General features: G+C 60.3%; 27 protein-coding genes. 8 read left to right on the top strand and 19 right to left on the bottom strand.

Features of this window, described 5'->3' with window-relative positions:
- Nucleotides 1-7: 7 nt before the first annotated feature.
- From FHT28_RS02395 to FHT28_RS02420, 6 genes are all read right to left on the bottom strand, one after another.
- On the bottom strand, nucleotides 8-1,198 hold the full coding sequence (locus FHT28_RS02395) for an efflux RND transporter periplasmic adaptor subunit (RefSeq protein WP_037195167.1): 1,191 nt from the start codon (nucleotides 1,196-1,198) through the stop codon (nucleotides 8-10).
- Between the two features lie 390 nt (nucleotides 1,199-1,588).
- The gene (locus FHT28_RS02400) at nucleotides 1,589-2,557 is read right to left on the bottom strand and encodes an ABC transporter substrate-binding protein (RefSeq protein WP_037195165.1); all 969 of its coding nucleotides are present in this window, start codon (nucleotides 2,555-2,557) and stop codon (nucleotides 1,589-1,591) included.
- 55 nt (nucleotides 2,558-2,612) lie between these two features.
- Entirely contained in the window at nucleotides 2,613-3,746 is a 1,134-nt protein-coding gene (locus tag FHT28_RS02405) for an ABC transporter permease (protein WP_168595481.1), read from the bottom strand.
- Nucleotides 3,743-4,636: an ABC transporter permease gene (locus tag FHT28_RS02410; RefSeq protein ID WP_037195161.1), complete on the bottom strand. Its 894-nt coding sequence runs from the start codon at nucleotides 4,634-4,636 to the stop codon at nucleotides 3,743-3,745. The genes FHT28_RS02405 and FHT28_RS02410 overlap by 4 nt, the downstream gene beginning before the upstream one ends.
- The gene (locus FHT28_RS02415) at nucleotides 4,633-4,968 is read right to left on the bottom strand and encodes a membrane protein (RefSeq protein ID WP_037195159.1); all 336 of its coding nucleotides are present in this window, start codon (nucleotides 4,966-4,968) and stop codon (nucleotides 4,633-4,635) included. Before FHT28_RS02415 ends, FHT28_RS02410 begins: the two co-directional genes overlap by 4 nt.
- Nucleotides 4,969-4,975: 7 nt before the next feature.
- Nucleotides 4,976-5,767 carry an ABC transporter ATP-binding protein gene (locus FHT28_RS02420; RefSeq protein ID WP_037195157.1) on the bottom strand — a complete coding sequence of 264 codons (792 nt, stop codon included), beginning with the start codon at nucleotides 5,765-5,767 and terminating at the stop codon, nucleotides 4,976-4,978.
- A gap of 124 nt (nucleotides 5,768-5,891) precedes the next feature.
- Between FHT28_RS02420 and FHT28_RS02425 the strand changes: the two genes are divergently transcribed.
- Nucleotides 5,892-6,305 carry a cupin domain-containing protein gene (locus tag FHT28_RS02425; protein ID WP_037195154.1) on the top strand — a complete coding sequence of 138 codons (414 nt, stop codon included), beginning with the start codon at nucleotides 5,892-5,894 and terminating at the stop codon, nucleotides 6,303-6,305.
- A gap of 33 nt (nucleotides 6,306-6,338) precedes the next feature.
- Here FHT28_RS02425 and hydA read toward each other — a convergent pair whose 3' ends face one another.
- Together hydA and FHT28_RS02435 are read right to left on the bottom strand one after the other, a co-directional pair.
- Nucleotides 6,339-7,793 (bottom strand): dihydropyrimidinase, encoded by a 1,455-nt coding sequence (hydA, locus tag FHT28_RS02430; RefSeq protein ID WP_047562435.1) that lies wholly within the window; start codon nucleotides 7,791-7,793, stop codon nucleotides 6,339-6,341.
- A 238-nt stretch (nucleotides 7,794-8,031) separates the two neighbouring features.
- The gene (locus tag FHT28_RS02435) at nucleotides 8,032-9,285 is read right to left on the bottom strand and encodes a Zn-dependent hydrolase (protein ID WP_168595482.1); all 1,254 of its coding nucleotides are present in this window, start codon (nucleotides 9,283-9,285) and stop codon (nucleotides 8,032-8,034) included.
- Between the two features lie 300 nt (nucleotides 9,286-9,585).
- On the opposite strand from FHT28_RS02435, the gene FHT28_RS02440 reads away from it, so the two are divergent.
- On the top strand, nucleotides 9,586-10,230 hold the full coding sequence (locus FHT28_RS02440; RefSeq protein WP_037195138.1) for a TetR family transcriptional regulator C-terminal domain-containing protein: 645 nt from the start codon (nucleotides 9,586-9,588) through the stop codon (nucleotides 10,228-10,230).
- Nucleotides 10,231-10,317: 87 nt separating this feature from the next.
- On the opposite strand, the gene preA is transcribed toward FHT28_RS02440, so the two are convergent.
- The 4 genes from preA to FHT28_RS02460 form a co-directional block, all read right to left on the bottom strand.
- Nucleotides 10,318-11,631, bottom strand: a complete 1,314-nt coding sequence (preA, locus tag FHT28_RS02445; protein ID WP_037195136.1) for an NAD-dependent dihydropyrimidine dehydrogenase subunit PreA — start codon at nucleotides 11,629-11,631, stop codon at nucleotides 10,318-10,320.
- A gap of 13 nt (nucleotides 11,632-11,644) precedes the next feature.
- The gene (locus FHT28_RS02450) at nucleotides 11,645-13,003 is read right to left on the bottom strand and encodes an NAD(P)-dependent oxidoreductase (RefSeq protein ID WP_168595483.1); all 1,359 of its coding nucleotides are present in this window, start codon (nucleotides 13,001-13,003) and stop codon (nucleotides 11,645-11,647) included.
- Between the two features lie 471 nt (nucleotides 13,004-13,474).
- Complete coding sequence (locus FHT28_RS02455) at nucleotides 13,475-14,467, bottom strand: sensor histidine kinase (RefSeq protein ID WP_037195133.1); 993 nt, start codon at nucleotides 14,465-14,467, stop codon at nucleotides 13,475-13,477.
- A gap of 186 nt (nucleotides 14,468-14,653) precedes the next feature.
- The gene (locus FHT28_RS02460) at nucleotides 14,654-15,448 is read right to left on the bottom strand and encodes a response regulator (RefSeq protein ID WP_037195132.1); all 795 of its coding nucleotides are present in this window, start codon (nucleotides 15,446-15,448) and stop codon (nucleotides 14,654-14,656) included.
- Nucleotides 15,449-15,708: 260 nt separating this feature from the next.
- Between FHT28_RS02460 and FHT28_RS02465 the strand changes: the two genes are divergently transcribed.
- Both FHT28_RS02465 and FHT28_RS02470 read left to right on the top strand, forming a co-directional pair.
- Nucleotides 15,709-15,915 (top strand): NepR family anti-sigma factor, encoded by a 207-nt coding sequence (locus FHT28_RS02465; protein ID WP_037195131.1) that lies wholly within the window; start codon nucleotides 15,709-15,711, stop codon nucleotides 15,913-15,915.
- Nucleotides 15,916-15,926: 11 nt separating this feature from the next.
- On the top strand, nucleotides 15,927-16,478 hold the full coding sequence (locus FHT28_RS02470; RefSeq protein ID WP_034505427.1) for an RNA polymerase sigma factor: 552 nt from the start codon (nucleotides 15,927-15,929) through the stop codon (nucleotides 16,476-16,478).
- A 119-nt stretch (nucleotides 16,479-16,597) separates the two neighbouring features.
- Here the strand turns inward: FHT28_RS02470 and FHT28_RS02475 are convergent, their stop codons facing one another.
- The 7 genes from FHT28_RS02475 to hemP all read right to left on the bottom strand — a co-directional run bounded on the left by FHT28_RS02475 (nucleotide 16,598) and on the right by hemP (nucleotide 21,634).
- Entirely contained in the window at nucleotides 16,598-17,002 is a 405-nt protein-coding gene (locus tag FHT28_RS02475; RefSeq protein WP_037195130.1) for a hypothetical protein, read from the bottom strand.
- Nucleotides 17,003-17,011: 9 nt separating this feature from the next.
- Entirely contained in the window at nucleotides 17,012-17,359 is a 348-nt protein-coding gene (locus tag FHT28_RS02480; RefSeq protein WP_037195129.1) for a DUF883 family protein, read from the bottom strand.
- Between the two features lie 180 nt (nucleotides 17,360-17,539).
- Nucleotides 17,540-18,331, bottom strand: coding sequence for a heme ABC transporter ATP-binding protein (locus FHT28_RS02485; RefSeq protein ID WP_168595484.1), 792 nt, complete (start codon nucleotides 18,329-18,331; stop codon nucleotides 17,540-17,542).
- A 7-nt stretch (nucleotides 18,332-18,338) separates the two neighbouring features.
- Entirely contained in the window at nucleotides 18,339-19,412 is a 1,074-nt protein-coding gene (locus FHT28_RS02490) for an iron ABC transporter permease (protein WP_168595601.1), read from the bottom strand.
- Nucleotides 19,413-19,449: 37 nt separating this feature from the next.
- On the bottom strand, nucleotides 19,450-20,385 hold the full coding sequence (locus tag FHT28_RS02495) for a hemin ABC transporter substrate-binding protein (RefSeq protein WP_168595485.1): 936 nt from the start codon (nucleotides 20,383-20,385) through the stop codon (nucleotides 19,450-19,452).
- Between the two features lie 10 nt (nucleotides 20,386-20,395).
- The gene (locus FHT28_RS02500; protein ID WP_047562449.1) at nucleotides 20,396-21,451 is read right to left on the bottom strand and encodes a hemin-degrading factor; all 1,056 of its coding nucleotides are present in this window, start codon (nucleotides 21,449-21,451) and stop codon (nucleotides 20,396-20,398) included.
- 9 nt (nucleotides 21,452-21,460) lie between these two features.
- Nucleotides 21,461-21,634, bottom strand: a complete 174-nt coding sequence (gene hemP, locus FHT28_RS02505; RefSeq protein ID WP_037195115.1) for a hemin uptake protein HemP — start codon at nucleotides 21,632-21,634, stop codon at nucleotides 21,461-21,463.
- 195 nt (nucleotides 21,635-21,829) lie between these two features.
- Here hemP and FHT28_RS02510 point away from each other — a divergent pair, with 195 nt between their 5' ends.
- The 4 genes from FHT28_RS02510 to FHT28_RS02525 all read left to right on the top strand — a co-directional run bounded on the left by FHT28_RS02510 (nucleotide 21,830) and on the right by FHT28_RS02525 (nucleotide 24,375).
- Nucleotides 21,830-22,285: a hypothetical protein gene (locus FHT28_RS02510; protein WP_168595486.1), complete on the top strand. Its 456-nt coding sequence runs from the start codon at nucleotides 21,830-21,832 to the stop codon at nucleotides 22,283-22,285.
- A gap of 4 nt (nucleotides 22,286-22,289) precedes the next feature.
- A complete protein-coding gene (locus FHT28_RS02515; RefSeq protein WP_092573292.1) occupies nucleotides 22,290-23,543 on the top strand; it encodes an energy transducer TonB in 1,254 nt (417 codons plus the stop codon).
- A 158-nt stretch (nucleotides 23,544-23,701) separates the two neighbouring features.
- Entirely contained in the window at nucleotides 23,702-24,100 is a 399-nt protein-coding gene (locus tag FHT28_RS02520; RefSeq protein ID WP_037195104.1) for a DUF2325 domain-containing protein, read from the top strand.
- The gene (locus FHT28_RS02525) at nucleotides 24,097-24,375 is read left to right on the top strand and encodes a hypothetical protein (RefSeq protein WP_092573291.1); all 279 of its coding nucleotides are present in this window, start codon (nucleotides 24,097-24,099) and stop codon (nucleotides 24,373-24,375) included. Before FHT28_RS02520 ends, FHT28_RS02525 begins: the two co-directional genes overlap by 4 nt.
- Nucleotides 24,376-24,378 lie beyond the last annotated feature (3 nt).

The following is a 24,378-nucleotide window of genomic DNA, read 5'->3' on the forward strand; positions in this document are numbered from 1 at the left end:
TTCTCGCTCAGTTGGAGGCTTGCGGCGTTTCGCGCACGGGCGTGATGTGGTCGCCGTCGCGGACATAGGCGCCGGCCTTGGCGACGACATCTTCGCCGGCCGTCAGGCCTTTGAGGATCTCGACATAGGCTCCGTCCTGGATGCCGGTCTCGACATTGACGAACTTGACGACGCCGTTCTCGACCTTGCGGGCGGAAGAGCCGTTTTCGTCGCTATTGACGGCGGTCAGCGGCAGGGAGACACCCTCTTCCTGCCGGATGACGATCTCGGCGCTGCCGTACATGCCGGCACGCGCCTTGTCGCCCTCGTCGATGGTGATGTGCACCGCGCCGAGGCGAGTAACGGAATCGACGACAGGCGCGACGAGGCGGACGGTGCCTCCAAGCTTTTCGCGGCTGCCGGAAAGCGAAATCAAAGCCTTCTGCCCGGTGGCGATCTTGGTGATGTCGCTTTCGGAAACGTCGACCACCAGTTCAAGCTGGCTGTCGCGGATGATCGTGAAGAGCGGATCGCCGCTGCCGTTGGCGATGGCGCCGACGCGGGCGTTGCGCGAGGCAACCGTGCCTGCGACCGGGGTCTTGATGCCGGTACGGGCAAGTTTCAGGTCGGTGTCGGCGATCTGGCTGTCGGTGACCTTGAGATCGGCTTCCGCAACCGCGATCGCCTGTTCGGCGGACCCCACGCGAGCCTTGTTGGCTGCGGCCGACGCGTTTGCCTGCTCGACTGACGAGGTCGACATCGTGCCCTTGGCGCCCATTGTGACCGCGCGGACGCGTTGCAATTCAGCTTCTTCCGCGTTGGCGTGAGCCTCGGCGAGCTGCGCGTGCAGCTGGGCAAGGCTTGCCTCGCCCTTGGCGCGCGTGGCCTGCATCTGGCTCTTCTGCAGGATCAGCGCGTCTTCGTTCAGCGTGGCGAGCGTGCTGTTTGCCTCGACCTTGTCGCCGACATCGGCATTCAGCGAGCGGATGGAGAGGCCATCGACCTGCGGCTGGATGTAGATTTCTTCGACGGCCTTCACCGTGCCCGTCGCGACGACCCTGTCGACCAGCTTGCGCATCGTGGCGGTGGTAATGACGATCGCCGGCAGGTTCTGCTTCGGGGTCGTGACGGCAGGCTCCTCCGCCAGCGCGGCGGGTGCGGCCAACAAGGAAAGCATGATTGCGGTCGTGCTTAGAAATCTAAACGGCGTAAGGGCCATGCGTCCGGTTCCAGTTCGGCATCTCGGTAAAAGGATTTCGCTGTTTTCCGTCGCGAACACGGGGATCAATGCGTGCGGGCCGGCTACTCCGGCGGATCAATATCCGTCTGTCATGCCTGCAGGTCCCTCATCCTAAATTCGCTCCTGTACATGGGAGCGGTTTCCAAATTTCACAAGATCACGAGAAAATGATTTCGCGGGTAATTTTACCCATCGCAACTCTGCGAAGCAATCACGGCATTGTGATGTCGGCATTCGAATAGTTGATAGTTGTGAGCTTTTCGTGCAAGTGCCGCGATAAGGCCAGCTTTTTGTTGCTGCTGTTACAAAATGAAAAAAACGCGCGAGGCATGAAACCTCGCGCGTTTCGGTTGTTCGCGATGCCTGAGACTATTTCAGGGCCGCGTCCGTGATCTCATGCGTATAAGCGCCAGTCGGCTTCTTGTTGATGATCTTCTGGTCAAGCAGCGCCTCGACGGTGCGATCATAGAGCTTCGCGTCGAGCTTGCCGCTGCCGATGAGCTTGGCGACTTCGCCCATCATGCGCTTCTGGTGGTTTTCGTCCTGGCCGCCATTGTCCATGACGATCCCGGCGGCTTCATCCGGATGTTCGACGGCATATTTCCAGCCTTTCATCGAGGCGCGGACGAACTTGACCATATCGGCCTTGAACTTCGCATCCTTCAGCTTGTCTTCCTTGACATAGAGGCCGTCTTCCAGAAGGTCGACGCCGAGCTTGGTATAGTTGAAGACGGTCAGGTCTTCCTGCTTGAAACCGGCATCGATTGCCTGCCAGTATTCATTATAGGTCATGACCGAGATGCAGTCGGCCTGCTTCTGGACGAGCGGCTGCACATCGAAGCTCTGCTTCAGCACGGTGACGCCGTCTTTGCCGCCATCGGTCTTCAGGCCGATCTTGTGCATCCAGGCGAAGAAGGGATATTCGTTGCCGTAGAACCAGACGCCGAGCGTATGTCCCTTGAAATCCTTCTCCGTCTTGACCGGGCCATCCTTCGGGCAGATCAATTCCAGGCCGGACTTCTCGAAGGGCTGGGCGATGTTGATCAGCGGTACGCCCTTTTCGCGGGCAACCAGCGCGCCACCCATCCAGTCGACGATGACGTCGGCGCCGCCGCCGGCGATCACCTGTTCCGGGGCGATATCCGGGCCGCCCGGCTTGATGTCGACGTCGAGGCCTTCTTCCTTGTAGAAGCCCTTGTCCTTGGCGACGAAATAGCCGCCGAACTGGCCCTGGGCCACCCATTTCAGCTGCAGCGTCAGCTTGTCGGCGGCCGTCGCGGCCTGGGTTGCGGCCAGCGTCATAGCGCTTGCCATCAATGCGAACATCAGTTTTTTCATGTTTTCACCCTTTTCCCTCTGAAGTTATGCCTTGATCCCTTGAGGAGATCCCGGATTACGTCTGCCCACTGCGGATAGACGGATGCCAGAACGTCGTCATTCTCTCGATAATGGCGACGATACCGTAGAAGACGGAGCCTGCGACCGCGGCGACCGCGATCTCAGCCCAGACCATGTCGAGATTCAACCGGCCGTTTTCGGTCGAGATGCGAAAGCCCATGCCCGACATGGGAGTGCCGAAGAACTCCGCTACGATGGCACCGATGAGAGCCAAGGTCGAGTTGATCTTCAGCGCATTGAAAATAAAGGGAGCGGCGGCCGGCAGGCGCAGCTTCAGCAGCGTCTGCCAGTAGTTCGATGCATAGGTGCGCATCAGGTCGCGCTCGATATTGCCGGCTGCCGCCAGGCCGGCCACCGTGTTCACCAGCATCGGGAAGAAGGTCATGACGACGACGACGGCGGCCTTGGACTGCCAATCGAAGCCGAACCACATGACCATGATCGGCGCAACGCCGATGATCGGCAATGCCGAGACGAGATTGCCGATCGGCAGCAGGCCGCGGCGCAGGAAGGTGAAGCGGTCGGCGAGGATAGCGACGATGAAGCCGCTGGCGCAGCCGATGGTGTAGCCGATCAGGACCGATCGGAAGATCGTCTGCTGGACATCCGTCCATAGTATCGAGATGGAGCCGGCAATCCGCGCGCCGATGGCGCTCGGCGGCGGCAGGAGGATGAAAGGGACGCCGGCCCCGCGCGTCACCGCTTCCCAGATGATGATGATCCAGACGCCGAAGATCGCGGGAATGAGCAATCGTAACGTATAGCTGTCGGCGGTCGAGTGCACGCGGATGGTCGACAAGATCGAGACGCAACGCCAGGCAAGCAGCCAGGCAGCGGCAAGCAGGATAAAAAACGACGCAAGCGCGTTGCCTTCATTACCCGATATTCCGGCCAGCAGCAGCCAGGCCGCTGCGTGCGCGGCGAAGAAGAGGATCGCCGCGCTGAGGGTTGCGGACAGGTTCATGAAGGAAATCGCGGCCGCGGACGCAATGAGAATGAAAATGACGAAAGTGGTTCCGCTGCTGATGGGCGTTGCTGCATCCGCTGCGAGCAGCGGCAGCGCCGGGAGCGCCACAAGGCAGAGAAGAAGAGAGAGTGTGCCCTGCCACGACAGATGAGAATTCTTCATGCCGCCCGACCTCCCATAGCACGATCGACGATACGCGCCGCGATGCCGACGATGGCAATCAACACGGCGGCGAGTATCGAGCCGGCGACGAGCGTCGCCCATATATCGATCGTCAGGCTTTGATAGGAGCCGGCGAGGAGCTTGGCGCCGATGCCTGCGACTGCGCCCGTTGGCAGTTCGCCAACGATCGTTCCGGTCAGGCTCGCTGCGATTGCAACTTTCATCGAGGTGAAGAGGAATGGGACCGACGCGGGAACCCGCAGTTTCCAGAAGGTCTGCATGGCGCTGGCATTGTAGGTGCGCATCAGGTCGAGATGCATGGTTTCCGGCGATCGCAGTCCCTTGACCATGCCAACGGCGACGGGGAAGAAGGAGAGGTAGGTCGAGACCAGCGCTTTGGGAATAAGGCCGGTGACGCCGATCGAACCCAACACGACAACGACCATCGGCGCGATGGCGAGGATCGGTACGGTCTGCGATGCGATGATCCAGGGCATCAGGCTGCGGTCAAGAGCCACCACATGCACGATGCCGACCGCGATCAGGATGCCGAGAACCGTGCCGAAGGCGAAGCCGACTGCCGTCGAGGACAAGGTCACCCAGGCATTGTAGACCAGGCTGCGGTTGCTGGTCAGCGCCCGCAGAAAGGTGTTTTCGAATACATTCTGCGCCACTTGATGGGGTGCCGGCAGGATCGGTTTCGGCTGGGCCAGCGTCTTGCCTATGAATTCCATCGTCGTCGAGGTGACATTGCCGCGGCGATCGAGATCGCGCTGGAACGGTGCGTTGAGGACGACCGCGAAGACATACCAGAGGACGACGATCGCGAGCACGATGCTTGCGACCGGCACGAACTTGTGTCTGAAGAATTGCTGCTTCTCCACGGTCATGCCCTCCCTTGTGCCGGCAGCAGCATCAGCGCCATGGCAACGATACCGAGCCCGACGCCAGCCAGCTGCGGCAGGCTCAGCCGTTCGCCGAAGACGAGGAAGGCGATGATGTTGACGACGATGAGCTGGGCAATGGAGGAGGCTGATATCGCCAGACCGAGGCCACCCTCGCGCATGAGCCGCACCATCATCAGGTTGCCGATGCAATAAAGGATGAGCGCCAGGATCAGGACCAATATGTTGTTGTTAGCGATATAGGCGCGCGAGGCGGTCGCTCCGCTGATGAAGATCGCCATCGCGCCGGTGAGCCAGAGGAGGAATTGCGGGTTCATGATGATCCTATTCCTCGTAGCTGTGTCCGGCCCGCAAACCTTCGCGGACACGATGGGCGATCTCCAGGAATTCAGGCGTTTCGCGAATGCCGAGCGGGCGTTCGAGCGGAAGCGTGGATTCGATGACATCCGTGACGCGGCCGGGGCGAGGGGACATGACCACGATCTTGGTGGAGAGATAGACTGCCTCGGGGATGGAATGCGTGACGAAGCAGATGGTCTTGTTCGTTCGCTTCCAGAGCTTCAGCAGCTGTTCGTTGAGGTGGTCGCGAACGATCTCGTCGAGCGCGCCGAAGGGCTCGTCCATCAGCAGAAGATCGGCGTCAAAGGCGAGCGCGCGAGCGATGGAGGCGCGCTGCTGCATGCCGCCCGAAAGCTGCCAGGGGAATTTCTTCTCGAAGCCGCTGAGATTGACGAGGTCGAGCGTCTGGGCGATGCGCTGGGCCTGTTCGTTTCTAGCATAGCCCATGATTTCCAGCGGCAGGGCAATGTTCTTTTCGATGGTGCGCCAGGGGTAGAGTGCGGGCGCCTGAAAGACATAACCGTAGGCACGGGCCTTGCGCGCTTCGTCCGGCGTCATGCCATTGACGGTGATATCGCCAGAGGTTTTCCGCTCCAGATCGGCGATCACGCGCAGGAATGTAGTCTTTCCGCAGCCGGAAGGGCCGATGAAGGAGACGAAATCGCCCTTTCGAACATCGAGATCGACATTGCTCAGCGCATGCACAGGCCCGTCATTCGTATCGTAGGTGAGACAGAGGTTCCGCGCGGAGACGACGGAGGAAGCGGACGACGTCATTAACACCTACCAGTCCTATTTTCGCCACGCAGTCGGGGCGGATTGCTTGTTATCCAGTTTGGCATTGCTGTAGCTTTGGAAAACCAGGGCGCCGCGCGGCTGCCGGATCCAGAGGAGCAATGCCATGAGTTTGTCATCAAAGCCCACCTGTCGTGTCGTGCGGCCCGGCAGCACCTATGCCGGAAAACAGGGCTTCAGCTATTTCGAGGGAATCGCCGCCGAGACAGTCGGTTCGACGGGCATCTGCATGCATCTTCTGACCATTCCGCCGGGTGGCCGCGCCAAGGCGCATCTGCATGCGTCGCACGAGACGGCGATCTATGCACTTTCCGGCGAGACGCATTGCTGGTTCGGCGATCAGCTGGAAGAACACGTTATCGTTCGCGAGGGCGAAATGTTCTACATTCCGGCCGGCGTCCCGCATCTTCCCGCCAATCTCAGCGACCGGCCGGCGACAGCCGTCATCGCCCGCACCGATCCGAACGAGCAGGAAAGCGTCGTCCTGCTGCCGGATCTGGAGCGGCATGTGCCACGTTGATAAACCGATGGGCCGAACGGCTGGGGCCAAGCGTCACACCCCGCTTGCGGGGATGCCGCTGCGCTGAACCTTGCGCGGCGCGGTGACTTCCTTCCAGGTCGAAAGCGCCCGGTTGGCGGCGGTGAACGGCTCGCGCTTGACGAACTCGCCGTGGCCTTGTTGCGTCTTTACCGTTCCTTCCTCGATGGCGACGACGCCACGGGTCAGCGTGTAACGCGGCAGGCCGGTCACTTCCTTGCCCTCGAAGACGTTGTAGTCGATCGCCGACTGCTGCGTCTTGGCGGTGATGGTCTTCGAGCGATTCGGATCCCAGACGACGATATCGGCATCGGCGCCAACGAGGATCGCGCCCTTCTTCGGATAGATGTTGAGGATCTTGGCGATGTTGGTGGAGGTGACGGCGACGAACTCGTTCATGGTCAAGCGACCGGTCTTGACGCCATGGGTCCAGAGCATCGGCAGGCGATCCTCGAGGCCGCCGGTGCCGTTCGGAATCTTGGTGAAATCGTTGAGGCCGAAGCGCTTCTGCTCTGTCGTAAAGGCGCAGTGGTCGGTTGCGACCACCTGCAGCGAGCCCGAGGCGAGGCCAGCCCAGAGGCTGTCCTGATGCTGCTTGCTGCGGAAGGGCGGCGACATGACGCGGCGGGCGGCGTGATCCCAATCGGGGTTGGCATATTCGCTTTCATCGAGCGTCAGGTGCTGGACCAGTGGCTCGCCATAGACGCGCATGCCCTTCTGGCGGGCACGGCGGATGGCTTCGTGGGCCTGTTCGCAGGAGGTGTGGACGATGTAGACGGGCGAGCCGGCCATATCGGCGATCATGATGGCGCGGTTCGTCGCCTCGCCTTCGACCTCGGCCGGACGGGAATAGGCATGTGCCTCCGGCCCGTTATTGCCTTCGGCCAGCAGCTTTGCCTGCATCTGCGCGACCACGTCGCCGTTTTCGGCATGGACGAGCGGCAATGCGCCGAGCTCGGCACAGCGCTGGAAGGACGAGAACATCTCGTCGTCATCCACCATCAGCGCGCCCTTATAGGCCATGAAGTGCTTGAAGGTGTTGATGCCCTTGTCGCGAACGATGGCCTCCATCTCGTTGAAGACCTGTTCTCCCCACCAGGTGATCGCCATGTGGAAGGAATAGTCGCAATTCGCCCGCGTCGACTTGTTGTCCCACATGGTCAGCGCTTCGAGCAGCGATTGGCCGGGCGAGGGCAGGGCGAAATCGACCACCATCGTCGTGCCGCCGGCGAGCGCCGCGCGGGTGCCGCTCTCGAAATCGTCGGAGGAATAGGTGCCCATGAACGGCATTTCGAGATGCGTATGCGGATCGATGCCGCCCGGCATGACATAACAGCCGGAGGCATCCAGCACCTCGTTGCCCGACAGGTTCTGCCCGATCTCGACGATCTTCCCGCCTTCGACCTTGATATCGGCCTTATAGGTCAGGTCGGCCGTGACGATGGTTCCACCCTTGATGACTGTGCTCATGACGTTTGTTCCCTGTTCTTAAGAGGCTGGCATCCGTGGCGCCACCTCATCCGACTCTTCGGGCCATCTTCTCCCCGAGGAGAGAAGGAGAGGCGTGGCGAGTCTTCGGCGATAAACAATTTCTGATTGTACCAACGGTTTCTTGAGAAAGATGGCGCTGCGGCGGAAATCCCCTTCTCCCCTCGGGGAGAAGGTGCCCGAAGGGCGGACAAGGGGGATGGCTGGGCGCGAGCCGTGATCAAGCCACGATCTCCGCCGTCTCGACGACCGCATGGAACAGCACATCCGCACCGGCGGTCGCCCATTCCTTGGAAATCTCCTCGGCCTCGTTGTGCGACAGGCCGCCGACGCAGGGGCACATGACCATGGTGGCCGGCGCCACCTTGGCGGCCCAGCAGGCATCGTGGCCGGCGCCGGAGATGATGTTCATATGGCTGTAGCCGAGCCTGTCGGCGGCGCTACGCACCGCGGCTACGAGCTTTGGGTCGAAGGTCACAGGCTCGAAATGGCCGATGGCCTCGACGGAGCAGCCGACGCCGAGGGCGTCGCAGATGGCAGGCGCCTCGGCCTCGATCTTGGCGCGCATGCGATCGAGCTTCGCCTTGTCGGGCGTGCGGATGTCGACGGTGAAGACCACCTTGCCGGGAAGCACGTTGCGCGAGTTCGGCGAGAAAAACACCTGGCCGACGCCGCCGACGGCGCCCGGCTGGTTCTCCATCGCCACGCTCTGCACCATCTCGATGATCCGTGACATGGCGAGACCGGCATTGACGCGCATGTTCATCGGCGTCGAGCCGGTATGGGCTTCCTTGCCGGTCAGCGTGAATTCCAGCCACCACAGGCCCTGACAGTGCGTGACGACGCCGATGGTTTTCTCTTCGGCCTCGAGGATCGGGCCCTGTTCGATATGATATTCGAAATAGGCGTGCATCTTGCGGGCACCGACCTCTTCGTCGCCGAGCCAGCCGATGCGCTTCAGTTCCTCGCCATAGGTCTTGCCCTCCGGATCCTTACGGCCATAGGCATAGTCAAGCGAGTGTACGCCGGCAAAGACGCCCGAGGCGAGCATAGCGGGAGCAAAGCGTGCGCCCTCTTCATTGGCCCAGTTGGTGACCACGATCGGATGCTTAGTCCGGATGCCGAGATCGTTCATGGTGCGAACGACTTCGAGGGCGCCGAGCACGCCGAGCACGCCGTCATATTTGCCGCCGGTCGGCTGGGTATCGAGATGCGAGCCGACATAGACCGGTAGTGCGTTTGGATCGGTGCCGGCGCGGGTCGCAAACATGGTACCCATCTTGTCGACGCCGACTTTCATGCCGGCGTCTTCGCACCATGTCCTGAAAAGGCTGCGTCCTTCGGCGTCGGCATCGGTCAGCGTTTGACGATTATTGCCGCCGGCAATGCCGGGGCCGATCTTCGCCATGTCCATCAATGCGTCCCAAAGGCGATCGCCATTGATACGCATGTTCTCGCCTGGCGCTGCCACCATGATGCAATCCTCACCTGTTTCGTCCCGGGGCATGCAAGGTGCATGCCCGATTGTTCCCGATGGTCTATCCGAAGCGTCTACTTGTTTTTATCGCCTCGGGAAATCGCCAGTTGCCTTTAAGAGACATCTGACAGATAATTTGACCGATTGGTAAACATTACAACTTCCGTGGCGCGGCTCAAGACGAAAAGCACGAAAAATTCCGATAAAATTTCAGGCGATTGCCTAAATTCAAAGCACTGACAGGGTGAATGAGAGCTTGGCCGAAAGGCTTGGATTTCAAGGAGAAACAGAGCAGATATGGCCATCCCCAGAGCCGCCCGCACCCAACGCCGCACCCGGATTCAGGAAGAAAAAGAGGAAATCATACTCGAGGCCGCACTCGATGTATTTTCCGTAAGCGGCTTTCGCGGCTCGACCATCGATCAGATCGCCGAAGTGGCCGGCATGTCGAAGCCCAATTTGCTCTATTATTTCCGAACGAAAGAGGCCATGCATCGGGCGCTGATAGACAGGGTGCTGTTTACCTGGCTGGAACCGCTGCGTGCCTTCGATGCCAACGGCAATCCCGAAAGCGAGATCCGCTCCTACATCCGCCGCAAGCTCGAAATGGCCCGCGATTTCCCGCGCGAAAGCAGGCTCTTCGCCAATGAGATGCTGCAGGGGGCGCCGCATGTCGAGGATGAGCTGCGCGGGCCGCTGAAGAGCCTTGTCGACGAGAAGGCGGAGGTCATCCGTGCCTGGGCCAAGGCCGGCAAGATCGCCAAATGCGACCCCTATCACCTGATCTTCTCCATCTGGTCGACGACGCAGCATTATGCTGACTTCGACGTGCAGGTGCGCGCGGTGCTCGGGCAAGAGCATTCGGGCGAGGGGCGGTTCGAGGATGCTGCGCGCTATCTGGAAAAGCTCTTCGTCGATGGGCTCGGCATTCGCCAACCATAATTCGGCATTACCGCCACTCTTTACTGGCCTGGCTTTTTACACCCACGTCGTTGGACGTGGGTGCAATGTTGACTGGTGGAGAGAGGCTTACTCCGCCGCTTGCTGCGCCATCGGATTGTTCGGATGGGTTGTCCAGTTGGCGTAGTTCGGATCGACGATCTTGCCGGTGCGCTTGTCGAGGCTGCCGGCCGGCAGTTCCTCCATGGTGATGCAGTTCTCGACCGGACAGACGCTGACGCAGAGGTTGCAGCCGACGCATTCCTCGTCCATCACCTCGAAATGTCTGACGCCATCAACCATGTTGGTGATTGCCTGGTGCGAGGTATCCTCACAGGCAATGTAGCAACGGCCGCACTTGATGCAGGCATCCTGGTCGATCTTGGCCTTGGCGATGTAATTGAGGTTGAGATACTGCCAGTCGGAGACATTCGGCACGGCGCGGGCGATGATGTCGTCCAGGCTGCGATGTCCCTTCTCGTCCATCCAGTCGGAAAGGCCCGTGATCATCTCTTCGACGATCTTGAAGCCATAGGTCATCGCCGCCGTGCAGACCTGCACATTGCCGGCGCCAAGCGCCAGGAATTCGGCCGCATCGCGCCATGTGGTGATGCCGCCGATGCCTGATATCGGCAGGCCGTAGGTTTCGGCATCGCGGGCGATCTCGGCCACCATGTTGAGCGCGATCGGCTTGACCGCCGGGCCGCAATAGCCGCCATGGCTGCCCTTGCCGCCGACGGTCGGGTTCGGTGCGAAATTGTCGAGATCGACTGATACGATCGAGTTGATCGTGTTGATCAGCGATACGGCATCAGTGCCGCCGGCCTTGGCGGCGCGGGCGGGCTTGCGGATGTCGGTGATGTTCGGCGTCAGCTTGGTGATGACGGGCATGCGGGTGTATTGCTTGCACCAGCGCACGACCATTTCGATATATTCCGGCACCTGTCCGACCGCAGCACCCATGCCGCGCTCCGACATGCCGTGCGGACAGCCGAAGTTCAATTCGATGCCGTCTGCTTCGGTGTCCTCCACCAACGGCAGGATTGCCTTCCATGCATCCTCGACGCAGGGAACCATGATCGAGGCAATCAAGGCACGATCAGGCCAGTTCTTCTTAACCTGCTTCATTTCGCGCAGGTTGGTATGGAGGTCGCGGTCGGTGATCAGCTCGATGTTGTTCAAGCCGAGCAGGCGGCGGTCGGCGCCCCAGATCGCGCCGTAGCGCGGGCCGTTGACATTGACGACCGGCGGGCCTTCCTCGCCGAGCGTTTTCCAGACGACACCGCCCCAGCCGGCCTTGAAGGCGCGTTCGACGTTGTAGGCCTTATCGGTCGGCGGCGCTGAGGCCAGCCAGAACGGGTTCGGAGACTTGATGCCGATGAAATTATTGCGGAGATCAGCCATTTCGATTCTCCTTTCAGGCGACTGCAGCGGCCGACTGGGCGGCAGCGAGCGCATGGTTGATGGATTCGGCCGCGTCGCGGCCCTGGGCGACGGCTGAGACCGTCAGGTCGTCGCCGCCGAGCACGCAGTCACCGCCGGCCCATACGCCTTCGACCGAGGTCCGGCCTTCGCCGTCGATGGCGATGCGGCCGGCTTCCATGCGCAGGGCGCCGAGGCCGGAGGTCTCGAAGGTCTGGCCGATCGCCTTGAAGATCTGGTCCGCGGCGATGACGCCGACATCGCCGGTGCCGGTGAGCTTGCCGTCGCGCAGCTCGGTATATTCAACCTCGATGCCGGCGACCTTGCCGTCCTTGTCGAGAATGCGCTTCGGGGCGAGCCAGTGGCGGATGATGACGCCCTTGGATGCGGCGAGATCCTGCTCGTATTCCGAGGCGTTCATGTGTTCCTTGCCGCGGCGATAACAGATGGTCACCTCCTCGGCGCCGAGCAGTTTTGCCTGCACGGCCGCATCGATTGCGGTCATGCCGCCGCCGAGAACGACGACGCGGCGGCCGATGGCGATATCGGCCTTGTCGTTTGCCTGGCGCAGATCGGCGATATAGGCAACGGCATCGGCGACGCCGTCGAGATCCTCGCCTTCGGCGCGCAATGCGTTGACGCCGGCAAGACCGAGGCCGAGGAAGACGGCGTCATATTGCTGGGAGAGGTCGGACAGGCTGAAGTCGCGGCCGAGCGCCTGGCCGTTCTTCACCTCGATGCCGCCGATGGCGAGCACGTATTCGACTTCCTTCTGGGCGAAATCGTCGACTGCCTTGTAGGTGGCGATACCGTATTCGTTGAGGCCGCCGGCCTTTTCGCGAGCGTCGAAGATAGTGACCTCATGGCCCTTCACGGCGAGGCGATGGGCGCAGGCAAGGCCGGCCGGACCGGCGCCGATGACGGCGATCTTCTTGCCGGTCGTGGCGGCACGGGCATAGAACTGCTTGTTTTCGGCCATTGCGGCATCTGTCGCATAGCGCTGCAGCCGGCCGATCTCGACCGGACGCTCTTCGGCGGTGTTGCGCACGCAAGCCTGCTCGCAGAGCTGCTCGGTGGGACAGACGCGGGCGCACATGCCGCCGAGGATGTTCTGATCGAAGATCGTCTTGGCCGAGCCGATCGGATTGCCCGTCGAAATCTGGCGGATGAACATCGGAATGTCGATGGAGGTGGGACAGGCCGTCATGCACGGCGCGTCGTAGCAGAAATAACAGCGGTCGGCTGCGACCAGCGCCTCGTGATTGTTCAGGCGCGGGTGAAGATCGGAAAAGTTTGCATCATATTCGGCGGGCGTCAGCCTGCCTTTATGAATCCCAGTTTCCAGTCGTCCCATTGAAGTTCCCTCTTATAGTAAACGGCTAGTGGCAAGAACGGTAACTCAGGATAAAAAATTTATCAAACGGTAAAATTTTGACCCTTGAAATTGCCTGGGCACACATTTCGGCCGTGGCGGGCAAGCGTCCGGGAGGACTGCGTCGGGTCGTTCAACTATATGTTTTGACAGGTTTTCTTGTGATCTTCAGATGAGGGCGTTCGAAGGCTGCGCGGTTTCGCCATGGCGCGGGACAGCCGCCGGAACGTAGCCGGCGTCATTTCGCGGTTGCGATGGATGTGAAGAAAAAATGATTTTTTCGTGATCGCGTGGAACCAAGGCCCTGCTGCCCCGTTTACCTATCGTCCGGATGATGATCGCATCTCCTGATGCGCGCCCAAAGCCATCATCGGACTTCTACTCACGGTCCCCTCCCGATGAGTGTAAAGCAGCCAGTGCGTCGCCCTCGCACTGGCTGTTTTCTTGACGCCGTCAGCGGCGTCTCAGTATTTCATACTCTGTCTCGGGAATGGTGAGGTGATAGCCGATATTGCCGTCGCTGATGGTGAACTGGGCACGCCCGTTCATGGAAGTCGGCACGACTCGTTCGAGCACCGTGCGGCTGAAACTGTTATCCTCAAATTCATGGTCGGCAGGCGCGTGGAAACGCTCCAGCCAAGCCACTTCTATGGCTTTCTTCCCGTCCAGCTCGGCTTCCTTGCAATTCAGCGTGATACTGGTTGCCCCCGCTGAAATGGCGCCGTGCGACGCGGAGTTGACGATCAGTTCATGCAGGGCAAGCCCGAGATGCACGGCGGCATTGGGTGTCAGATGCGCATTGATGCCGTAGATCGGCATGGGGACGCCGGCATCGGGCCAATAGGGAGCGAACTGCTTCTCGGCAAGCTCGAACAAGTATGCGCCGCGCCAGCTGGAGTCGGTAATGAGATCCTGCGAATTCGACAGGGATTGCAGGCGGCCGCGGAATTTGATCAGGAAATTATCGAGGGAAAGCGTGTGGCGCGCCGTCTGCGTCGCAATCCCCTGAATGATCGCCAGGAGATTCTTGGAGCGGTGCGACAGTTCGCGCAGCAGCGACTTCAGAACTTTTTCGCGGTGGCGGCTTTCCGTGACTTCGGAGATGACGGACAGCACGCCTTGCGCCTTGCGGCCACCAACGCGTTCCATTTTCAGCTCATAGATGCGCACGCCGTCGCCGCTTGCAATTTCCACTTCGGCGGTCACGGCCCTGCCGTTTTCAAGCACGCCCCGCTTCAGCAGCGTAAGATGCTCGCCATCCTTCTCGCCGAACAAATGGTAATCGTTGCCGCCGATCAGCAAAGATGGCATGAGGTGCTCGGGCAGGTTGTCGGCATAGCGTATTGCGAGTGTCGTGTCCTGAAACAGGACGGATACATTGGCGCTAGCAAGCGCCCGCTCCATCAGAGCGGCTTTGCCTTCCAAACTCAAAGGCGCGCCGGACAATGGTTCAGACGTATTCACGGCGTGCCTTTCACTCGAATTTCGAGATGTCCACCGACGGGGACATTCTCAATCGGAAGAACTCGGACCGATCTATAAAATCGTGCGGGATAACAGTCGGTAAACCGATCGCCGCGGACCAAAACGTCCGGCTATCACCTTTGTTCCGCGACGGAGGTTTCAATTGAATCAGGCGGCCACCTTTGTGGTTTCGTTAAAGAAAAGAGCCTGGCTGATAAGAGCCTTCACCATGTCCGGATTGAATGGCTTGGTGACGAGGAAGGTCGGCTCCGGTCGCTCGCCGGTCAGAAGGCGCTCTGGAAACGCGGTGATGAAGATGACCGGGATGTTTGCAGTCTTGAGGATATCGTTGACGGCATCGATACCCGAGCTGCCGTCGGCAAGCTGAATATCGGCAAGCACCATGCTGGGCTTGGTGGCATTATGCAGCGCGACCGCTTCGGCATGGGTGCGAGCGATGCCCGTGACCCGATGCCCAAGGCTTTCCACCATCTGCTCGATATCCATGGCGATCAGCGGCTCATCCTCGATGATCATGATATCGGTCGCTACCTGCCGCGAAATTTCCTGCGATGCCACATCAAGCAGATGCATCGTGTCGCTTTCCGATACATCGAGAATATCGGCGATCTCGCCGAGACGGAAACTTTCAACGGAGGCAAGCAGAAACGCCTGACGCGCAACCGGAGAGACCTTGGACAGGTTTACCGAGGCGCGCTGTTCCCATGCGTAGGGCGAATTCGGTTCAGGAATCTGTAGGGTCAGGGAACCGAACAGCTTTGTGAACAGTTTATAGAGTGCAACGCGGTCGTTGTCCGTATCCGGGAATATGGAAATATCGGCGATGATAGCTTCCAAAACCGCAGCAACATAGGCGTCTCCTGACGTCTGCGTTCCGGTTAAAGCACGTGAGTAGCGACGCAAATACGGAAGGTGCGGCGCAATGCGTGTGGAAAGTGTCATCAATGGCTCCCGCCTTTTATCACATTCTAATTAAAATACAGCCCGGAGGCCGCAATGACTAACAAACGTCAGTTGAGTAAAAAAGTTCCTCTTTGTCGGAACTTTTTTTAGGCAGTCGCATTACAATGCTTACAAACGGTTGGCTTCATCCTTTACGATTCGTTAGGAAACAGTTCTGGAGAGGTTTGCCGGTCTTCCGGACGGGAGGCAGGAAGCATACCCGACCCACGAACGCGACACATGAGAAGCGAGCAGGTTAAATGACAATTCAGAATAATGAGGAAGCGGACAACAAGGCATCAGACCTACGCGTGATGGATATCCTCGACCCCAACAATCAGATCGGCAACCGCCTGCGTTCCTTCTACGCTGCCATGCAGGACGAAGTCATTCCCGATCGCTTTCTTGATCTGCTTGAGAAGTTGGATCAGGCAGAGCGCATGGCTTCCGTAAAGGTGTCCGAATAGGGGTGGGCGTGATGGAAACGCAATCGAGCTTCAAGCGCGAACTTCTCGCGGCTCTGCCGAGTCTTCGTGCTTTCGCCATTTCGCTGACCGGGCGTCATGACCGTGCCGATGATCTTGTGCAGGACACGATCATGAAGGCTTGGGCCAAGCAGGATCATTTCGAGATGGGCACGAATATGAAGGCCTGGCTCTTCACCATCCTGCGCAACGAACTTTATAGCCAGATGCGCAAGAGCGGGCGCGAGGTACAAGACAGCGACGGCATCTTTACTGAATCGATGGCGACACATCCCTCGCAATACGGCGCGCTCGACCTGCAGGACTTTCGCAAGGCGCTGGATCAATTGCCGCCGGATCAGCGGGAAGCCATCATCCTGGTGGGCGCTTCCGGCTTTTCCTATGAAGAGGCTGCGGAGATCTGCGGCTGCGCCATCGGTACGATCAAAAGCCGCGTCAACCGCGCTCGCCAGCGCCTGCAGGAATTGCTCGACATCTCCGGTGAAGCTGACTTTGGGCCTGATGCGACGTCGGCGCCGCTTACCTCCAAGGCCTTCGCTTTCTGATAGCAAAAAGCCCGGCAGTATTTGATACGGCCGGGCGTCCTCCCATTTTTCATTATGTTTTACACCTGATGCGTTTTCTCAAAGCCGGCGCCTGCGTCGGCTTTTTTCCACGTGAGGCGTCAATCGTCGTCGTCGCTCGATCCGAATACATTGCCAAACACGAGCGCGGCGGCAATGGCCGCTGTCATCAGCGGTTGCTTCCTGACAAGGCCGAGTACCGCTGCTGCTGCAGACTCCAATGCAAGCCGCCGTTCGCGGGCTCGGCGTTGCTCCTGTTTGTTGACGATCGCCATGACGACGAGAACAATCAAGCCTAGCAAGAGTGCGCCTGCCGCGATCAGAAGTGCCGCGACTGCGGCGCCATAGATGGTCGCCAGCGATATCGCTGCGGCGATCAGCGCAAAGGCGTAGCCCGTCAGCAGAAGAAGGACCGCTATGGCGATGAAAATACCGTTGCGCTTGGTTCGCGCAACGGTGCGATTAATAGAGCCGGACAAGAGCAGGCCGAGAATCGGAGCGAGCATGCCAACTTCCTAGCGGCGTGACAGAAGCAGAGCGATTGCAAGTCCGAATGCCGCAGCCGCGCCGACCGTGGCGACCGGATGCTGGCGAACGGTCCTGCGGACTTCGCGAGAGCCCCGTGTATAACCCTTTTGCAGGTCGCGTAGCAATTCCTCGCCGCGAACCGTCAGGTCGTCGAATCCCGACTCGGCCCTCGCGCGCAATTTCTTGCCCTGCTTTGCACCGTTATTGCCAATCAGTTTGGCAAAGGCTGCAACTTCCTCGCGCAGGGATTCGATCTGGTCTTCGATGCTTGCCTCGACATCGTGCAGGCTGCTGCCGTTACGCTTGCGCGTCGAATGGAGAATGGATGAAGCCATGTTTGAGCTCCCTTTCGTCGTTTATTGCGTTGCTTGGCGCCGATGGAGCGCCACCTATCATTATGATCGGATATTGCGCGGCGCACTAGGTGGGTGAGCGTGCGGAACATTTATTCCCATCACTATACCTCAACGCGTGGATGCAATGAAAAGTTCCAAAGCGCGTGACTTAAGGGAAGCTCAGCCGGGGAGGGCGCTGTGGGCGAGGACGAAGGGTACACCGTCGGCGGGAATGCGATTGACCCTTAGATTGCAGCCGAAGATATCCTGCAGATGCCGGTCTTGCAAGACCTCCCTGACCGGGCCGGCGGCCCGCAGCTGGCCTTCCTTGAGCAGAACCATCTGGTCGGCGAAGAGGGCGGTCAGATTAAGATCGTGCATGACAGCGATAACGCCGCCGCCGCGTCGGCAAAATTGGCGGGCGAGCGTCATAATGGTCAGCTGGTGGCTGATGTCCAGGCTGGAAACCGGCTCGTCCAGGAGCAGCCAGCAGGGCTTGCCGTCGATGACGGGCTCGGAAATCTGGCAAAGCACGCGGGCGAGCTGCACGCGCTGCTGTTCGCCGCCGGAAAGCTCCTGGTAGAAGCGTCCCTCGGACCCGATGAGATCGACGCGGGCCAGTGCGTCCGCGGCTATGCGGTCAGCCTGTTCCGGACGACTGTTGCGGCCGGTAGTCAGGCCCATGCGGACGATTTCGCGAACCGTGAAAGGAAAGGAGATGGAGCTTGCCTGCGGCAGCACGCCTCGCATTTCGGCGAGCTGCCACGCCTGCAGGCTACCGATTTCCGAGCCGTTCATATGCACCGAACCCTGATAGGCCAGCTCGCCTGAAATTGCCTTCATCGTCGTCGTCTTGCCAGAGCCGTTCGGTCCGCAGATCGCCGTCAGCGTTCCCGGCTCAGCCGCAAAAGAGACTTCCTTCACGACGGCCTTGCCGCCGAGCCGGACGACGAGATTGGAAACATCGATCATCGCTGGCTCACAGGCTGAGGCGCGAGCGCTGCCGCAACAGCATCCACAGGAAGAATGGTCCGCCGACGCCGGCTGTCAGAATGCCGATCGGCAGTTCGGCCGGGGAAACGATGGTGCGGGCAACCACATCGGCAACGATCAGCAACGAGCCGCCGAGCAGGGCGGAGGCCGGCAACAGGAAGCGATGATCCGGCCCGATTATCATGCGCAGTATGTGCGGCACGACAATGCCGACGAAGCCGATGCCGCCGCTGACGGCGACGGAGGCGCCGACGGCCGCAGCCACGCTGACGATCGCGACATTTTTCAACCGCTGTACGGCGACACCCATGTGGAACGCCGCTGCTTCGCCGAGCGTGAGCGCGTTGAGGCCACGTGCCATGAAGGGGAGAGGCAAGAGGGAAAAAATAATGATCGGTCCTGCACCGATCACCTTGCTCCAGGTCGAGCCGGCAAGCGATCCCATGCTCCAGAAGGTAAGATCGCGCAATTGCCGGTCGTCGGCGATGTAGATCAGGATTCCCGTAGCCGCCAGGGCAAGCGAGCCGAGGGCGATGCCGGCCAACAGCAGGGTGGCTATGGATGTCTGGCCATGCCGGGTCGCCACCCTGTAGAGCAGCACCGTCGTCACCAGGCCACCGATGAAGGCGGCGATCGGCAGGGAAAAAATGCCGAAGAGGTGGGCGACCGGGGCAAGGCCACCGCCACCGAGCACGATCATGGCCACCGCGCCGAGGCTGGAGCCGGCGGAAACGCCGATCAGGCCGGGGTCGGCCAGCGGGTTGCGGAACAGCCCTTGCATGACCGCACCCGAGACCGCCAGCCCGCCGCCGATCAGGAAGCCGAGGATGGCGCGGGGCAGGCGTATGTCGAAGATGACGATGCGGTCGCGATTGCTCAGCGCGCTGTCGGCACTGCCGGTCGCCATGCTGACGATCACATCGATGATCGAAGCATTCGATGCGCCTGTCGTGATCGAGAAGGCAAAAGCAATAGCCGAAACGAGAACGAGGCCGACGAGGACGAGAACAGCAAGCGCGGTGCGATCCCCATCGCGACGGTATGTCGTACGTTGCGACATTTGCTTCAGCCCCGTCACGGTATCGTTGAATGCCACCTCAGCCTCCGTAGACGGCTGCGTTGAGCTCGCGAACGGCGCTGGCGGTGCGCGGTCCGAACCCGAGCAGATGCAGGCCGTCCATGCGCACGATCGCCTTGTGGCTGGCGGCGGGCGTCAAGGAAATCGCCGGCTGCTTGAGGAGATCGTCATTCGTCATCGACAACGGGCCCTCGCGATCCATGATGAGGATGACATCAGGCTTGGCATCGATGATGGCTTCGTCCGTCAGTGATTTGTAGCCGGTGAAGCCGGTGATCGCGTTGACGGCGCCGGCAAGCTTGATGATGCCGTCGGCGGCGGTATCGGTGCCCGAAGCGAGGATCTTGCCGTTCTGATTGCTGAGCACGAAGAGCACCCGCTTGCGCTCGGCCTCGGGGCGCTTGGCGGAATCGGCAATGGCGGCATCCAGATCGACGGCGACCTTGTCTGCCAGGGCCTTCGTCTTTTCCGGCACGCCGAGCAGGGAGCCGACGACGTCGATCTTCTTCAGGATGCCGTCGCGATCATAGGTCTGCGGCACGGTCTCGAAGGGCAGGCTGGCATTGCGCAGCACGGCCAGCGCTTCCGGTGGGCCGGAGCCTTCGACGGCAATGATCGCGGTCGGGTTGACGGCAAGGATCCCTTCGGGGGACAGGGCTCGCATGTAGCCGACATCGGGCAGCGTGGTCGCTTCCTTCGGATAGAGGCTGGTGGAATCGCGGGCGATCAGCCGCTTCTCCTCGCCGAGCGCATAGATGATCTCGGTGACGTCGCCGCCGATGGAGACGAGGCGCGTGGTATCCAGCTTCTTGGTCGTCTCTGTGGCATGGGCGTGCCGCACGAGGCTGCTAAATCCGGCGATCGGGCTTGCCGGCACGAGAGGCAAGGCCATCACCACCAAGGTCAGGGTGACTTCCCACGGTCTGATGCGCTTGAAATTCCTAAATATCGTCATAAGCCATCTCTCATGCAGCGACGCTGGCGCCGGCTCTCGTCAGATTTTCGATGATCGCGCGCCAATCGCGGCGTTCGTCGAAGCCTTCCTTCCGCTTGCCGAAGAACTGGATGATCATCTCACCCTTGGCGTTGTAGGCTTCCAGCGAAGTGACGTGGCCGTCCTTGGTCGGCTTGCGCACGGCCCAGGCCTCGGCAATATGATCCTGTCGCAGATGCAGGTGGAAGGTCGGGTCCATGACGTTGATCCAAGGGCCCATGGTCTGCACGTTGAAGATCGGACCAGAGTGGATCTGGACGGTGCCTTCGTTGGCGACGAAGCACATGATCGGCAGGCCTTCGCGCACCGAAGCCTGCATCATTTCACCGACCGCGCCGGTTTCCAGCTTCCAGGCATAGTCGTCGCCGACGGTGCGGATGGCGTCCTGACGGCCGATCTTCAGCTTCTTCAGCATGCCGAAGAATTCGTGCGTGTCCGTCATGCGGCTCCAGTGATCGCGCAGTTCGTCGCGGCTTACGTCGCCATCGGTTTCGCCATTGTCATAGCCGGAGCGATCCTCGGCAAACTCCTGCGACTGATCTTCGACCCGCAGTTCGGCAACGATGGTGTGATAGGCGTCGACGTTCGAATCAGGGCGCAGATGCACCTTGTGAACCGCGTCGCCTGCCTTGTCGAAGAACTGCAGGCTCAGCTTCTTCTGGTCGCCATCGATCTTGGTGACGGCGAAGGCATGCGCCCAACGCTTCGGGAAGATACGCAGATCGATATTCTCGCCGAGAACGATCGCGGCCTGCACGCCGGACTTGATGTTTTCGTAGACACCGATCTTTTCGTGCACGGCGCTCTCATTGCGCGACAGGGCCATGACTTCGCCGAGCGAGGCGACCCGCTCGAGAAAGCGGTTGGCGTCGGCATCGATGCGGATGGCCGAGATGCCGACTTCGGCCGCGACCAGGGCGGCTTCGGAAATATCGAGGCGGGCGGCGATGTCGCGCTCTCGCATCTTCGGGTTTTCTGCGCGGAAGGCGCGAATGGCGGCGGGGGTCGGTCTGGTCGTCTCAGTCATTTGTCATGCCTATTTGTTGAGTATGAGCTTGCCTTGGCGCGTGATCTTCATGCGGTAGATGACGCCTTCGTGCTTGATCATGATTTCGGTCTGGCCCCGGAAAATATCCGTGCTCTCGACAATTCGTATATCTTGGGCGGCCGCGTAATGCGCCGGCTGCGTTGGGGTCTTCTCAGCGATCATCCTGTTTAGTTTTGCCTGAAAATTCATCGGAGGCCGAACAGCGTTGCGGCCAAATTTAACTTGACTCACATACTCATGGTTCCATAAAGACGCAATAGAAGACTGATAAAGTCAAGTTTAAAAATTTCGGCGATGCACGCTTAGGCGGAAGGCCCGGGCAGGTGCTTGTCAGGACATATTCGGGAGACATGGCCGATGCTGACGAAAACGATTTTGGCACTCGTTACTTCGGGGCTTTTGGCCGCGGCATCTTGCGTTCCGGCCTTTGCCCAGGACGCAGGCGCGGCTCCGGCTCCGGCAACGGCTGCGCGCAAGCTCAACGTCGAACTCAATGCGCTGGCGCCGTCCCAGAAGGGATGCATGATGACCTTCGTCGCCGAAAACGACATGGCGGCGCCGATCAACAAGATCTCCTTCGAGCTTGCCTTCTTCAACGACAAGAACGCGGTCGATCGCGTCACCGTGCTTGACTTCCGCGACCTGCCGCTCGGCAAGAAGCGGGTGCGGCAATTCGATATGCCCGGCGTGAAGTGCGAGACCGTCTCCCGCATTATCATCAACGATACGCCCGTGTGCGATGGCCCTGCGGCGGGCGAGTGCAAGGCCGCGTTGACGACCCGCTCGCAGACATCAGTTCCTTTCGAAGGCTGAGGCCATGGCGACGCGCTCGGCCAAGGTTTCCATGGAGCGCCGCCGCGCCGGCGGTGGCATGAATGACAATTATCCGAGTGTGCTTCCAGGGCACGAACTGACCGGCTTCGAGGGCGTATCGCGACCGCCGGCCGGCGAAGCGGTGATGCATTATAGCCGCTTTACGCAGATCGGCTCTTTTCCGAACCATCCTGCAGAACCCGCTTCCGCTGAGACGGCGGAACCGCTGCCGATGGATGCGCTGCCCGAGAGGCCGAGCAAGACCATAGCGGCACGCACAACGTCCCTTCTTTTCTCCGGCATGGGGTCCTGCCTGTTTCATGCCGTTGTTGTCGTAATATTGCTGCTAACCTTCATTGCGGCGCCGGAAGATGCGCAGGAGGAAGCGGGCGATACCGTCAGCGTTATCATGATCGGCAATTCCGATGCCGATCAGATGGCGGCGGGCGAAGACAATCAGCAGCCCGAGCCGGAGCAGGTGACGGCAGAGGCTGTTCAGCCACAGGCGGTTCAACCCACCGAAGTTACGCCTGAAGAGACCCCTGTGCCTCAGCCCGATGTCGTTCAGCCGCAAACCGCGGAAACGCAGCCGGTCGAAACGGCTGAAGCCGTCCAGCCGGACGAGCAGACCCAGCCCGAGACAGTAACCTCCGAGCAGCCGCAGATATTGGCGACACAGGCGCCGGCCGAGATGACCGTGGTGCAGCCGGTCGACCCGGTTCAGCCCGTCAATAGCGAGGCGGTTGAGGCTCAACCGGTCCAGCCGGCACCGGAAGTCGTAACGCCTGTTGAAAAGCCGAAGCCTGTCGAGAAGCCGAAGGAAATCAAGAAGCCGGTCGCAAAGATTGTGAAGGCGAAGTCGGGATCGAGGGGTGAGAGCCAGCAGGATTCGAAGAAAGGGTCTGTCGACGGTACCGAGACGGCGCAATCCGATACGAATTCACAATCGAATGCTCGCCGAACGGGCTCGGGCAGCGCTGCGGTTGCCAACTATCCGGGCAAAGTTCAATCGCGTATCCGTCGTGCTGTGCGCCTTTCGTCGAAATACGAAGGCGGCATTACAGTGCGCGTTCGCCTTACGATTGGTTCGAGTGGTGACTTGACCTCACTGTCGATCGCGCGGAGTTCGGGCATTCCTGAGTTGGATGAGGCTGTTACCGACGGTATTCGGCGAGCCGCGCCGTTCCCGCCATTGCCGCCAGAATGGGGCAAGCCGAGTTGGTCCTTCACCCAGGAAGTTCAGGTTACAGGGCGCTAGCCCCTAGAGACCGGCTGAAAGCGGAACGGCCTATCGGCTGCATTGAAATATGATGAAAAACCTCAACTTTATACTTTACTCTAAAACTCATGTTTAATATGGTCGCCTCGCGCTCGATGGAATCGAGTGCTCGAGAGCAACCAGCAAACGGGTGATGCATGGCGCGTAAGGGGAAGAAGGATTTTGGCCGCGAGAGCCGCCAGGCACAGGCGCCGGCGGAGGTTCCGGGGAAATCCAGTCTCGACGGGCGCAGTTTCCTCTATGTCGGCGGGCGCGATTGCCAGGTGGCGCATCTGCGCCAGATCGCCAGCAACTTCGGAGCTGAGCTGATCCATCATGATGGCGGCTTGCGTGAGGCAGTCTCGCGCATCGATACGGTGTTGCCTTCCGTCGATTGCGTCTTCTGCCCGATCGATTGTATCAGCCACGATGCCTGCCTGCGGGTGAAGACTGGCTGCAAGAAATTCGGCAAGGCGTTCATTCCCTTGCGCAACGGCAGCAAGTCCAGCCTCGAGCGGGCGCTACAGACCATGAAAGAACGAGACGTTTCCCAATGATCGATGGTGACCCCGAGGGTTTTATGCTGATCGGCCTGCACAAGCTGGCCGCGCAGAACAGCGACGGGCTGGTGCCCGAACTGTACGAACTGCTGATGCGTCGCGCCGAGGAACAGCGGCGCGCGCCGAACGTAACGACCTTTCCTGCCTGGAAGGCACGGTTTCCGGGCGAGACGCCGGATCGCCCATTGGTCGAAGCAACCCGGGACGGCGCGAATGTCATTGCCTTTGCACCGGGCGTGAATAAGACTGTCGCCCGTCGCAAGAAGGTCTGATCG

Source organism: Rhizobium sp. SG570 (genome assembly GCF_012275345.1).
GTDB lineage: Bacteria > Pseudomonadota > Alphaproteobacteria > Rhizobiales > Rhizobiaceae > Rhizobium > Rhizobium lusitanum.

Coding starts and splice junctions, on each gene's coding strand:
- FHT28_RS02395 (WP_037195167.1), bottom strand. CDS start 1,198: ATGGCCCTTACGCCGTTTAGATTTCTAAGCACGACCGCAATCATGCTT.
- FHT28_RS02400 (WP_037195165.1), bottom strand. CDS start 2,557: ATGAAAAAACTGATGTTCGCATTGATGGCAAGCGCTATGACGCTGGCC.
- FHT28_RS02405 (WP_168595481.1), bottom strand. CDS start 3,746: ATGAAGAATTCTCATCTGTCGTGGCAGGGCACACTCTCTCTTCTTCTC.
- FHT28_RS02410 (WP_037195161.1), bottom strand. CDS start 4,636: ATGACCGTGGAGAAGCAGCAATTCTTCAGACACAAGTTCGTGCCGGTC.
- FHT28_RS02415 (WP_037195159.1), bottom strand. CDS start 4,968: ATGAACCCGCAATTCCTCCTCTGGCTCACCGGCGCGATGGCGATCTTC.
- FHT28_RS02420 (WP_037195157.1), bottom strand. CDS start 5,767: ATGACGTCGTCCGCTTCCTCCGTCGTCTCCGCGCGGAACCTCTGTCTC.
- FHT28_RS02425 (WP_037195154.1), top strand. CDS start 5,892: ATGAGTTTGTCATCAAAGCCCACCTGTCGTGTCGTGCGGCCCGGCAGC.
- hydA (WP_047562435.1), bottom strand. CDS start 7,793: ATGAGCACAGTCATCAAGGGTGGAACCATCGTCACGGCCGACCTGACC.
- FHT28_RS02435 (WP_168595482.1), bottom strand. CDS start 9,285: ATGGTGGCAGCGCCAGGCGAGAACATGCGTATCAATGGCGATCGCCTT.
- FHT28_RS02440 (WP_037195138.1), top strand. CDS start 9,586: ATGGCCATCCCCAGAGCCGCCCGCACCCAACGCCGCACCCGGATTCAG.
- preA (WP_037195136.1), bottom strand. CDS start 11,631: ATGGCTGATCTCCGCAATAATTTCATCGGCATCAAGTCTCCGAACCCG.
- FHT28_RS02450 (WP_168595483.1), bottom strand. CDS start 13,003: ATGGGACGACTGGAAACTGGGATTCATAAAGGCAGGCTGACGCCCGCC.
- FHT28_RS02460 (WP_037195132.1), bottom strand. CDS start 15,448: ATGACACTTTCCACACGCATTGCGCCGCACCTTCCGTATTTGCGTCGC.
- FHT28_RS02465 (WP_037195131.1), top strand. CDS start 15,709: ATGACAATTCAGAATAATGAGGAAGCGGACAACAAGGCATCAGACCTA.
- FHT28_RS02470 (WP_034505427.1), top strand. CDS start 15,927: ATGGAAACGCAATCGAGCTTCAAGCGCGAACTTCTCGCGGCTCTGCCG.
- FHT28_RS02475 (WP_037195130.1), bottom strand. CDS start 17,002: ATGCTCGCTCCGATTCTCGGCCTGCTCTTGTCCGGCTCTATTAATCGC.
- FHT28_RS02480 (WP_037195129.1), bottom strand. CDS start 17,359: ATGGCTTCATCCATTCTCCATTCGACGCGCAAGCGTAACGGCAGCAGC.
- FHT28_RS02485 (WP_168595484.1), bottom strand. CDS start 18,331: ATGATCGATGTTTCCAATCTCGTCGTCCGGCTCGGCGGCAAGGCCGTC.
- FHT28_RS02490 (WP_168595601.1), bottom strand. CDS start 19,412: ATGTCGCAACGTACGACATACCGTCGCGATGGGGATCGCACCGCGCTT.
- FHT28_RS02495 (WP_168595485.1), bottom strand. CDS start 20,385: ATGACGATATTTAGGAATTTCAAGCGCATCAGACCGTGGGAAGTCACC.
- FHT28_RS02500 (WP_047562449.1), bottom strand. CDS start 21,451: ATGACTGAGACGACCAGACCGACCCCCGCCGCCATTCGCGCCTTCCGC.
- hemP (WP_037195115.1), bottom strand. CDS start 21,634: ATGATCGCTGAGAAGACCCCAACGCAGCCGGCGCATTACGCGGCCGCC.
- FHT28_RS02510 (WP_168595486.1), top strand. CDS start 21,830: ATGCTGACGAAAACGATTTTGGCACTCGTTACTTCGGGGCTTTTGGCC.
- FHT28_RS02515 (WP_092573292.1), top strand. CDS start 22,290: ATGGCGACGCGCTCGGCCAAGGTTTCCATGGAGCGCCGCCGCGCCGGC.
- FHT28_RS02520 (WP_037195104.1), top strand. CDS start 23,702: ATGGCGCGTAAGGGGAAGAAGGATTTTGGCCGCGAGAGCCGCCAGGCA.
- FHT28_RS02525 (WP_092573291.1), top strand. CDS start 24,097: ATGATCGATGGTGACCCCGAGGGTTTTATGCTGATCGGCCTGCACAAG.